Annotated in this window: 9 protein-coding genes; 4 read left to right on the top strand and 5 right to left on the bottom strand. The window is 63.8% G+C overall.

Going from position 1 to position 10952, the window contains the following annotated elements:
• Positions 1-666 precede the first annotated feature (666 nt).
• Both ABT147_RS46270 and ABT147_RS46265 read left to right on the top strand, forming a co-directional pair.
• Positions 667-1911, top strand: a complete 1245-nt coding sequence (locus ABT147_RS46270) for a hypothetical protein (RefSeq protein WP_351418379.1) — start codon at positions 667-669, stop codon at positions 1909-1911.
• A 27-nt stretch (positions 1912-1938) separates the two neighbouring features.
• The gene (locus tag ABT147_RS46265) at positions 1939-2814 is read left to right on the top strand and encodes a nucleotidyl transferase AbiEii/AbiGii toxin family protein (RefSeq protein WP_351418377.1); all 876 of its coding nucleotides are present in this window, start codon (positions 1939-1941) and stop codon (positions 2812-2814) included.
• A gap of 99 nt (positions 2815-2913) precedes the next feature.
• Here ABT147_RS46265 and ABT147_RS46260 read toward each other — a convergent pair whose 3' ends face one another.
• From ABT147_RS46260 to ABT147_RS46240, 5 genes are all read right to left on the bottom strand, one after another.
• Positions 2914-4221, bottom strand: coding sequence for a hypothetical protein (locus ABT147_RS46260; RefSeq protein ID WP_351418374.1), 1308 nt, complete (start codon positions 4219-4221; stop codon positions 2914-2916).
• Complete coding sequence (locus ABT147_RS46255; RefSeq protein ID WP_351418372.1) at positions 4218-5396, bottom strand: hypothetical protein; 1179 nt, start codon at positions 5394-5396, stop codon at positions 4218-4220. Before ABT147_RS46255 ends, ABT147_RS46260 begins: the two co-directional genes overlap by 4 nt.
• Before the next feature lie 170 nt (positions 5397-5566).
• Positions 5567-6286, bottom strand: coding sequence for a hypothetical protein (locus tag ABT147_RS46250; protein WP_351418370.1), 720 nt, complete (start codon positions 6284-6286; stop codon positions 5567-5569).
• 654 nt (positions 6287-6940) lie between these two features.
• Entirely contained in the window at positions 6941-7594 is a 654-nt protein-coding gene (locus ABT147_RS46245) for an Eco29kI family restriction endonuclease (protein WP_351418368.1), read from the bottom strand.
• Positions 7595-7678: 84 nt separating this feature from the next.
• Positions 7679-8464 carry an Eco29kI family restriction endonuclease gene (locus ABT147_RS46240; protein WP_351418366.1) on the bottom strand — a complete coding sequence of 262 codons (786 nt, stop codon included), beginning with the start codon at positions 8462-8464 and terminating at the stop codon, positions 7679-7681.
• 124 nt (positions 8465-8588) lie between these two features.
• On the opposite strand from ABT147_RS46240, the gene ABT147_RS46235 reads away from it, so the two are divergent.
• Both ABT147_RS46235 and ABT147_RS46230 read left to right on the top strand, forming a co-directional pair.
• Positions 8589-9881: a DNA cytosine methyltransferase gene (locus ABT147_RS46235; protein WP_351418364.1), complete on the top strand. Its 1293-nt coding sequence runs from the start codon at positions 8589-8591 to the stop codon at positions 9879-9881.
• Entirely contained in the window at positions 9878-10660 is a 783-nt protein-coding gene (locus tag ABT147_RS46230) for a very short patch repair endonuclease (RefSeq protein ID WP_351418362.1), read from the top strand. Before ABT147_RS46235 ends, ABT147_RS46230 begins: the two co-directional genes overlap by 4 nt.
• Positions 10661-10952: the final 292 nt, after the last annotated feature.

The following is a 10952-nucleotide window of genomic DNA, read 5'->3' as shown; positions in this document are numbered from 1 at the left end:
GAACGGGGCTATCCAGGAGGGCTCCGACGCCGTGATCACACCAGCCACGACAAGATCATCTCACCCGCGACCAGCAGTTACGGGACAACGCTTAGTACCGGACGCCCACCTATCCGCTTTTTTTGGGGGACCGCGGAAGGCCAGCGCGTTGGTTCTGGGCCGACGTACAGTGCGCCCAGACGTCCGCGCCGCCCCACGCCATTCGATCAGCGCGGACGCAGTCATCGTCGACCTCCTCCAGGCCCGCGAGGCGCAAGAACACGACGATGCCCAGCAGCCCGTAAGGCATCCCCACGCATCGGCCGTCGACACGGACGCGGCCCACCGTCCTACCTGCAGCTCCAGCGCGGCTCGGTACGGCAAAGGCTTCTGCCTTCACGTAGATGGCCTTACGGGCACGCTTCCGCTACTGACCACGGCAACGTCCTGGTTCAGCCCGGCTGAGGGCCACACTTCAAGTTTCGCTGCGCGGGCCAGCCGCCCATGAACCCAGATGAACGACGTTCACGGTGCAAGGCGCCGAGCCTGACAAGCGACACTACGATCGATGGCACGAATCGGACCGTGAACTCGGCGAAGGGGCCGCCTGTCACCAGGGCAGTCTCGCCCCGCTTGTCGCTTCCAAAGCCTGAGCGCGGTCGCACGGCTCATGTCACTATGCCGTCTGTGACGGACGACACCCTTATGAGGGGCCGGGCGCTTGCCGCCGCCTTCGGCAACGACTTACTCACGGACTACGCACCCGACGCGCTTGGCGCCGGCGACGTCCGCCAACAACTTGCCTGCGGGCTGTTGCCCACCGACGATGGGTCACTCGAAGTCGGCGAGATGCGCGTTCCGCTCGCCCGACGCCTAGAATCCATACCGGTCGCATCTTGTGCTGTGCGAGCCCGCATGTTTCTCCTCTGCGAGCAGGCGTTAAGCGTCCACACGCCACGCCCCGAGGTGTTCAGCTACCGCTCGCTGGGCTGGCGGTACCGGCCCGCCTACCAGGCGCGGCAGCATCATCTGAGGGCACTCGCCACCCGACACGACCTGCCACTGGTTTTGGTCCTTGATGTCCAACGCTTCGGCCAATCCCTGCCCATGGAAGCCCTGTTACACACGCCGTGGATGACCAAGCCCCTCGCCGAGGCACTCACTGCCCTCCGCGCAGTCACCGGCCGCTGCTTGCTGCCCGGGCACCGTTGGTCCAACAGGCTTGCTACGGCAGCGCTCGCCCCACTGGACGAGACGATGGCCGCACTCGCACCGGGGCGCTGGGCCCGCTGGGGAGACGACATCCACGTCTTTACACGTGACCAGTACGAGGCACATGACATCCGCGCCGCTGCAGTGGCGTCCCTCGACCGGCTCGGGCTGTGTCTATCACCTGAGAAGAGCGCCGTCACAGCCGCCTCCTCTGTACTCACCGGACCCGCGCGTGTCCTCACCGGTCGCCCAGAAGAAGTGTGGCGGACTGGTTTGGCAAGGGGCGATGTCACCGCTCTGAGATACGCGTTGTCTCGTACTCCACCGGACACAACGGTTAGCCTGACCCTCGTCGACGCCGTCCGCGAGCGACCAGTTCTTCTCCCCCGTGCCGCCCACTACCTCGATCATGCCGTGTACACCCCCGCCGGACAGGCCGCCACAAAGAGACTGCTGCAGACGACGGAGGCAGACATGTTCACGGCGGCACGCCTACTGGCTCTCGCAGGACGACACCCGGAGCTCGTCGGCGAAGTACCCGATGAACTATTGGCGGTGGCAGGTCGGTCCGGGTTTACTCCTTTGCGTGAGATGGCCTTTCGGGTCAGCGTGTTGCGCGACCATCAGCACATGTGCCCACCGACGTTGCGCATGGAGAACTGGCGTTGTGTCAGCGGTTTCGCGCGGCGTCAACGGCCGCAGGTCAGTACGCTGTTGTGAATGGACACACCAAGGCTGTGTACGGCCATGGCCAGCTCCCAACCCGGAAACGACTGGCGCTCCCGGTCCCTCGCGGACCAGCAATACGTGGAGGCCGTAGCGATCACGCTGCACAGCTTCCGGGAGGCGCTCGACCCAAGCACCTGGTACCTCAAAGGCTCTGCGGCACTGACCGCCTGGATCGGTCCGGCGTCCCGGCTCCCGAACGACGTCGACCTGGTCCTTCCAATCGATGTTGGCCGACGGTTGCTGGCGTCGAATGCGCTGCCGCTGGGCCCGAGAGGCGAATCGCTGCGGGTGGTGCGCCATGAGCCGGTTGTCTTCAGCTCTGCAGCAGCTCCCACAGTGTACCGAGCATTGGTAGATATCCGCGGGCCTGAGCGGCTGCCGGCCGTCCCTCTAGGGCTACTGCTCGTACCGGAAGCCGATGCCAGGAACGACGAGCGCGTTACACTACTCGACTTTCCCGGTCCGACGGGAGCTGTCACCGTACGGTCGGTCACCGGGTATCGATTTTTGGCGCAGAAGCTGATGCGCTACACCCACCAACGCAGCAGCGGCCGTATTAACACGCACTGGTGGGATCTGAGCGACATGCTCCTCGCTGTGTCCCATCCCGCTTTCCCTGCCCTGCAATTGGCGAGGCTGTACCAGAGTGTGATCACCGAGATAGCGGACCACGGTGTCACATTTCCCACCGCGCTCCCTGGCCCGCCTGCCGAATGGCTGGATTTCTGGGACACCGCGACCTTCTTACAGCGGCTACCGTTCGGGCGGCTGTCCGAGGCTGCGGATCGGTTGGGGTGCTTCTGGGATCCCGTGCTGAAGCATCTTGAAGAAAGTAGCGGAAATCCAGTTGACACAGTGTGGATGCCGGACAAATGGGGGTGGGTAGTTCTCTGACGATCTTCGTCCGTGGCTGCTTCCGTCTTTGGCGGGCTGATGGAGTGTCCCAGGCCGATGCATATCGCCCATCGAACGGCACACCGGCCGGGCTGCGCCTCACAGGTTCAGGAAGTCCGAGCGGGCGCAGGGCGGCACGTGCTCTGCCCACCAGTCACGCCACCGCCGAGCATGCTGAAGGTGGTGATGACCCGGCTGTCCCGTTCCCGTTTGCCTAAGAGTGATGAGGAAGTCCCACGCGTACGCAGCACCCTCGGCATCGAGCAGTTTGCCGAACTCATGTAGCTCCCCACAGGGATGACCAGAACCCTTCAGCGTCTTAGTCACGTGCAGACTGAAGTGAGAACGTGCACGCGCTATACCAAGACCTTCAGCTGTCACATGGGCCACGCCGGCACCGCTGTGCATGCCTCCCTGGGTCCGTCGGTTGGCGGCCTTGACCGCTTTGCGAGCGGTCGCCACATCCGGCACCAGGCCACTCAGTCCATCACCCAAAGTTGCGTGCAGTAGGCCGGTCGGCCGAACAGCGTTACTTAGGGCGCGTAGATGTGCCAGCAGCTCGGACTCACGCGTTAGACGGAGACGGTACGCCTCTCTCAGCACTGTGGCCGCGTTCAGCTGGTCGGCGAGCCACGCCTCCGCCAGCGGAAGGAGTTGGCGCGCGTTGCCTTCTGTGAGGCGTGCCCCATCGATACGGCGCATGGTTCCCCACTCAATATCATGCACGTCACTGACCATGTAACAGCCTGTGGGTGTAGGGCCCGCAACGGTCCCACCCGCCGTCCAGCCGTCGGCCGATGGCACGCCGGGCAGTCGCGGATCGTCACCAAGCGCGGCGCCAAGTACGCCATCTGCCCCACCCAGCGGCCGCACCAGCACCCCGGCCAGCAGCGACGCAATCTCGGCCCTACCCAGCGTGCGCGTAACCCCGCCGATCACTGGGCTTGCCTGAGTCTCCCGGATTTCCGGCCTGTCCCTCCTCATCCGAGCGGCCATCGACACCTCGTAACAAGCAAACAGCAGAGAATCACGCCGCTGTGCGACGTCCCCGCCCAGTGCCACCCTGTCCCACGACCACCCGTGTCGGGCTCCGTCGGCAATGCGCATCGGCGGAGGCTCTGTGGCGTCGGGAGACGTCAGAACCAGGTCCTTGCCGTAATAGGAGGCCAACCATCGGTTGCCGTGCGGTCCGCTCCCGAGAGCAGCCAGGCTTTCCCGCACCCTCCGCAGTCCGGTGTCGTGATCCCCGGATTCCTCCACGCTGGCCCTGAGCGCACTAGTCACCACCGTCATGATGACCCCGGCCTTGCCCTCATGGGCGATCCGGCCGAGGACGTCTCCGGCGTCCGCACAGCCCGCCGGAAATCCCGGTGCATGCCGCGGCGGCCAGACGAACGCTGCATTCATCGCCGTCTCCTGCGGTGTCGGAATAGAGTGATGAACAGGCTGCGCAAGCCAGGAAAGGTACCCATGAGGAACACCGTGATCAGACAGGTAACGCTCAACGTCCGTAACAGCGAGGCCGCGCCCGACTGCGGGAGCCCCTGCCAGATCGCCAAGCCGGTCGCCAGCGGAACGCCGACGGCAGCCAACAGGCCAAGGATGGCATTGGTTGTCTCGGTCTCAGCTGCCTGTACTTGCCGGGATAATTCTCCCAAGTCAGTGGCCAGGCTATGCAAGGCGTCGGTCAAACCAGTTCCCCGCTGGTAATTGCGGGTGATCGCCGTGCACACTGCCTGCCGTCCGAAATCCGCAGCCCAGTAGCTGCGGCGGAAGATGAGCAGATCCCGCTCCAACTGACCCACTTTTCGGCGGCGCGGCTCGCGCTCCCCTATGCGGACCACTTCCCGCCCGAAGGCGTCGAGGACAATCTGCTGTAGACGAGCCAGTGCCAGCGCGTCGCTCTGCAAGGTCGCCAAATGGAAGCTGGAGGCGTCGTAGTACTGGTAGTTCCGGGGTTGTGCTGGATTGGGGTCAGCCGCAGTCCCTACGACGGATAACCCACGGGCACCAGCGACCCCTCGGACGGCAGTGGGAAGCCGCAAATTTAGCTCTCGCAGTTCCTCCCCGGCTTCGAGAGGGGGTGGGTACTCCGTCGCGTACAGCATGTTCCAAAGCCACTGCTCTGCTGCGCCGAGGTCTGCGGCGGGTGCGCCATCGTGGAGGCGGGGCAGCTCATTCCTTGGAGTGATCAGCACGCCATGCAGCATCTCGCGCTCCGTCTCGGCTACGCGGCACCCGTATGGCAACTGCTCCGCGACCCAGCGTCGTTGGGCGCCTTCTTGGTGGTACGCGTCGATATTGGCACAGAGCTGCAAAGCTTTGGGCAGGTCCGCAGGCCTGACTGCGGGGAGCGTACCGTGGAGCAGGGCCACTCCGTTCGCCCCTGCGGGCGCTTCCATGTCCACGAGCGCGGCGTTCGTCAAAGCATTGAGCCTGATGAGTTCAACGGCGTTGAGCTGAAATCCGGCCGGGGAAACCACATCGCCCTCACGCTGCCAGTGCCACCGCACTGTGGGTTCCCACAGCAGCGGGAGGAGCTGCGGATTAGTGTACGAGACGCGTCTAGCGGTGTTCGACACGACTTCGTTATGGCGTCCCACCCGCCAGCGCCGTTCGAGGGGTCCCGGCGTGAACGCTGTGCCCGGTGCGCGCTCCATGTCTACGGCTACAACCAAAACCGCATCCCGGCGGTACATCGTGTCCGGATTGTCGGCCGGGCTACCTGTGGGGCGTCCTGCAGACGGGCCACTCATCCCAATGCCTGCAGCGCATCGCGCAGGTGCCGCCGCCTCTCGGCAGTGTCCAATCGCGACCATCGCTGCGCGACGGACGGTGGCATCGCTTCATCCACCAGCACACGGGCACACGGCCGCTGAGGAAGCCCCCTGGCAACGAAGGTCATCGCCCCAGCCAAGGCGTGAGCCCGATGAAAGACGAATGCCTCCATGTCGTAGCGCTGTGCCGTAGAAACGACATATGTGCGTCGGCCGTTGACTACGGCCCTCTCATGGTGAGTGGTGTCGAAACGGTGTGAATTACCGTCGGTGTAATAGCGCGCCACGAGAAAGGAATCCATAAAACTCCCCTTCTCTTCCTCGATCACAGCTAAGCCAGACGTAACTGTCACGTCCATCACGGTGTGCGACAGTTCGCCACGCAACACGGCGGAGGTATATGACCAACGGTGATCATGAATGTCGGCATCGACGCTCTCCGCCCGCCATACATGCAGGAACAGTCTGGTGCGGCCGTCACCTGTCCGAGCGAGAGGCAGCTTGACGAACCCATTGGGATGAACGATGGCCTGCGGCTCGGAGGGCGGGAGGAGGCCACAGTCAAAACGCTGCTCTAGAGCTGCCTGCAGCGCCGTCCCGATCAGTTCCTCAGAGGCAGACGGCACACCGGGTCTTGAGACAGTTTCCGGCGGAAGGTTCTCCCCAGCCCTCGCAGCTGCTGCCATCTCCGCCACCACGCCCCCCTGTTTGAGTGATTGCCTCTACATGGCAAAGCAAGCCAGAGCATCGCACCCGCAGTGTCGAACCAGCATCCAGGTGTGCCCAGTTGTAGCGGTAGAGTTGGCTGGCCAAAGTCAGCTCGGCTTGCTGAACGACGTTCAACTCGCCACGGTCGGGTACGGCCTCGATGGACCAGGGGCCGCATTCCTGAGCAGCGTGGCGGAAGTGATGCCGCGCAGTGGCGTCCTCATCGAGTGATTGGCAGGACGCCATGATCTCTGCTGCGATGCTCGCCAGGTCTGCCACGAGGCCATGATGCCAGCGAGCGCATCTGGTTGCGCCGTTCCGGCCTCCACAGTGACATCAACGGCGCTGGGCGTCAGCATTCTCAGGCTTGCTGGCATGGCCTGGTGGCTCCTCGGCGCTGCCGAGGAGCCACCGAACGCCTAGGCCGAGGGTCGGCCCCCTAGCTCGGTACGGCGCAGCCAGTGGGCAAAGCGCCGTCACGCCCATCTTGGCCAGCTTTGGCCTGGCCTGAGCCGAGGCGCCCCCTGGGGGTTGTGCCGCGATCGCGGTCCTCTGGCCGCACACGCACCCGTGACAATCGCATCGCCCCCTGCCCTCAGCGTGGAGTCGGCGTCAGAGGCGATCACGGGCTGAAGGAAGGCTCAGCCATCCAGGTCTTCATAGATGTCCGTGTCGGGATGATGCCAAGGCAGTTCATTGTAGGAGGCGACCTGTTGAGCGATATGGACCTTGGCGGTGGCCAAGAGTTTGTTCGCCTCGTGTACGACGCCGCCGTGAGTCCGGCTTCGTCCGTCATGCACGGTGTCCCACTTGCTCTTCTTGCTTTGGCGGGTTGTGGGGCCCTGCTCATTGCCGCCGAACCCAGTCAGCGTGTGGTTCCAGACCGGCTGGTAACCGACACGTAGGCCGTTCTCTCCCAAGTTGGCGTGCACGTCCGGCAGCAACAGTGCCCGGAACCGGAACTCCTCCAGCGGTAGTTTGGCCTCCTCTATCGATCGCCGGTGTTTCCTGAGCCTGTCGTAGACGGGGCATCGTGCCGAAGTCTTGGTACCGATGGCGCTGTTGCTCGACCGCCCCTGCCCCACATAGACGGGGATCTGAAGGTTGTTCAACGGCAAGTAGAGAGACACCTCCCCGCCACGGTAGTACAGGGCGTATAGCCCCGCCCCAGCGAATCGAGGGATCTCGTGGAGCATGGAGACCAACGGCTGACGCTCGAATGACTCACAGATGGTGTGGGAGATCTGCTCAGTCGACAGGGGGTCAAACGACTTCGGGGTGTATGCGGCGGTCATGACTTCCTGGCTCGTGGTCGGCAGAAGGTCCCGCGAAGGGAACGGAGGAGGTAGGCCCTGTGGGTGGAGTCTGTTCTGTCAGGCTCAGGCGTCCGAGGCTGGGTCGATGACCTGGCCGGCCCGGTAGTAACGCATACCGCTGGGGTAGTCCTCGGTCTTGCCGTACATGATCACGTATCCGGGAAGGGCGGTGACCTGCCAGGGAGCGGGGACGTGCTCGGAGATGACGCGTAGCGCCTCGTCGGCGGTGAGGGGCCCTGCGGGGAGCCGGACGGCGATGTCGTCGAACGCCTTGGTGGACTCGTAACGGAACACGTAGGGGAGGAGGACCTTGGCGATCGTGAGCAGCTTCGCCAGTGTCAATTCAGCCTCGCTCGCGCCGTCGACGGACACGAGGTCCGGGAGGGCGTATTCCAGGTCGATCGGGTACTGGCGGTCGAAGTGTTTTTCCTCGACCACGGTGGTGTCCCGCCGCTTGCCGGGGTCGTTGTTGCCGAAACCGTTGTAGTTCCAGGGCACCTCGCCTTGCCCCCGGTGCTTGTTGATCAGGAGACGTTCGGGGGCGACCGCGCCGAAGTCCTCGTCGACGTACAAGCAGGTAAAGGACATCTCCTCAATGGATATGTTCCTTCGTCCCGAGATCTTCCGGAAGTGCTTTTCGATGCGCTGGGGCAGCGACTTGTCCGCCTTGCCGACGTAGACGAGCTCTTCGCCCTTGTACATCTGGTACACGCCGGGCAGGGGGCGGAGCCTCAGGATGTTTCCCCTAGTCAAAGGCGCGGGGGTCAGTTCCTCCAGCGCGGCCGCGAGCTGGTCGCCGAGTGCTTTGGTGATGCTCAACTTGAACTCGGCGTGGTTCTCCAGCGACACGACCAGGGCCTCCTGCGCATGCGACGAGTGATCGTCGTCACTCTATCTGGTGAACTTGCTGATCACGGTGCCGGTTTTCCGAGAAGGGCTCACTTGATCGACAACTCCGCGGTATGGTTTTCCCATGTCTGAGCTGCGAGAGAAGCATCCCGAGGTGGGTACCTGTGTCGAGCTGTTCGCCGGTGGCGGTGGCCTCGCCATGGGAGTCCACAACGCCGGCTTCCGACCGCTGCTCGTGAACGAGTACGCCAAGCGGGCCATCGAAACCCTCCAGACGAACGAGATGCCGGGCGGCGGGAAGTGGCCACTAAAGCCGGGTGATGTCCGCCTGCTGCAGAACGACTTCAAGGAACTAGAAGGCCAGGTCGACGTCCTCGCCGGCGGCCCACCCTGCCAGCCGTTCAGCCTGGGCGGCGTCGCCAAGGGGACCGAGGACGAACGGAACATGTTCCCGCAGATGTTCCGCGCCATTCAAGAGATGCGGCCGAAGGCCGTCATCTGCGAGAACGTCCGAGGTCTGCTCCGGAAGTCCTTCAACCCCTACTTCCAGTACATCCTCAACGAGATGAGGCTCCCCTTCGTCGAGCGTGAGGAGGGTGCGACGTGGGAGGAGCACAACGAGGTTCTGGAGAAGCTGCTCGCCAACGACTCGGTTCCTGACTCCGAGCGCTACGTCGTGAAGCACCACCCCGTGAACGCCGCTGACTTCGGTGTCCCACAGATCCGGCAGCGGGTCGTGATTGTGGCCTTTCGCGCCGACCTTGGGCTGACCGAGGACAAATGGGATCGCTTCGCACCGAAGGACACACATTCCGACGAGGCGCTGATCCACTCCATGCGCGAGGGCGGAGAGTACTGGGCCCGCCATCGGGAGGTCTCTGGAGCAGCGAAGGCCCGTGCCATCGCGAACCTGCCGAAGCTCAACTACAACAACGCGAAGACCAAAGAGAAGCTCGCCCTTCAGCCGTGGCGGACACTCCGGGACGCGATCCACGGTATTGACGAGTTTGATGGCCACTCCCTGCCGCCCGTCAGCGAGGAGGCGGTCAACAATAAGGAACAGGTGGGGGTGATCTCCGACCACTTTGGGTGGCCAGGCGCCCGCGTCTACACGGGGCACACCCCCAACCTCCTTGACCGGCCCGCCAAGACAGTCAAGGCTGGCGTGCACGGCGTCCCCGGCGGCGAGTCCGTGATGATGATGGACGACCCCACGTTCGATGGGAGCGGCTATCGGTACATGACGGTCCGCGAGACCGCGCGCGTCATGACCTTTCCCGACGAGTGGACGCTCGCTGGCCCGCGCGGCGAGAAAATGCGGCAGCTCGGGAACGCTGTGCCAGTAAAGCTGGGCAAGGTGTTCGCGGATGCAGTCGCAGCCGCCTTGAACTCGGTCGGTGCCCTGGAGAAGCCGTGACACACGAGGCAGCCGGCACGCAGCGGGGCTGGAACGATCGACTGCCGCCAGCGAAAGCGTACAAACCGCGGTTGGGTCTGTCTCGGGACAAGCGGACAGCGGAACAGGATAAAGCGGCAGGCGGACGTTACCGTCGTGCAGTTCCGCTCGGGAAAGGCCAATACGCGCGGGCGTCAATCACTCTCCGGCTTTATCGACGTACGCGGCGTATCCGAGCGTATCTACGCTGGTCGGTCAGTGGCGACACCGAAGAGCGCTACGTCTGCGATGTCGCCGAAGCCACACGCGCCGCCAATCTTGCCCATGCCTGGAGCAAGGCCCGTGAGGCTGGACTCGCCGTCGATGAGCCACTGCCTGAAAGCTCCACCGCTACCTCGATGTCTGTCCGCGTAGTCATGACAGCAAACAAGGGATCGGACACCAAGCCCGAGCTCCTGCTCCGGTCGGCCCTGCACCGCGAGGGTCTTCGCTACCGGGTCGGTATTCGTCCGATCCCGGAATTGAGGCGTACCGCAGACGTTGTCTTCACGAAGGCCAAGGTGGCTGTCTTCGTCGATGGCTGCTTCTGGCACGGCTGTCCGGAGCACTACCGGCCGTCGAAACAGAACGGTGAGGCATGGAGCAAAAAGATCAAGGACAATCGAGACCGCGACGCAGCCACAACGAGCGCGCTCAAGGATCAGGGCTGGATAGTGCTCCGCTTCTGGGAGCACGCGGATCTAGAGCTAGCCGCTCGGGAAATCAAGGCGGCAGTTGAGCGTCGTAAAGTCGTATTCTGACATCCCTGGACTCCTCACAGATATTGCGCTGAACTACCTGTAAGTCAGGGGTGAATTCGTCCCCAGGTCTGGGCGTATGCGTCGGCGAGGCCACAAACAGCATCCCGGTTCCGAAGTCACTATTAAAGCGGGTGTCGCAGCTTCGGATCATGCCGGAGGCATGGCGAGAAGGAGCCGACTCAGGAGAGGGCCCACCCTGGCTAAGCGTTGTCCCGTAACTGCTGGTCGCGGGTGAGATGATCTTGTCGTGGCTGGTGTGATCACGGCGTCGGAGCCCTCCTGGATAGCCCCG

Source organism: Streptomyces sp. NPDC001868 (assembly GCF_040297125.1).
Taxonomy (GTDB): domain Bacteria; phylum Actinomycetota; class Actinomycetes; order Streptomycetales; family Streptomycetaceae; genus Streptomyces.
This window is presented reverse-complemented; position numbering and strand designations above follow the sequence as displayed.

Coding starts and splice junctions, on each gene's coding strand:
- ABT147_RS46265 (WP_351418377.1), top strand. CDS start 1,939: ATGGCCAGCTCCCAACCCGGAAACGACTGGCGCTCCCGGTCCCTCGCG.
- ABT147_RS46260 (WP_351418374.1), bottom strand. CDS start 4,221: ATGAATGCAGCGTTCGTCTGGCCGCCGCGGCATGCACCGGGATTTCCG.
- ABT147_RS46245 (WP_351418368.1), bottom strand. CDS start 7,594: ATGACCGCCGCATACACCCCGAAGTCGTTTGACCCCCTGTCGACTGAG.
- ABT147_RS46235 (WP_351418364.1), top strand. CDS start 8,589: ATGTCTGAGCTGCGAGAGAAGCATCCCGAGGTGGGTACCTGTGTCGAG.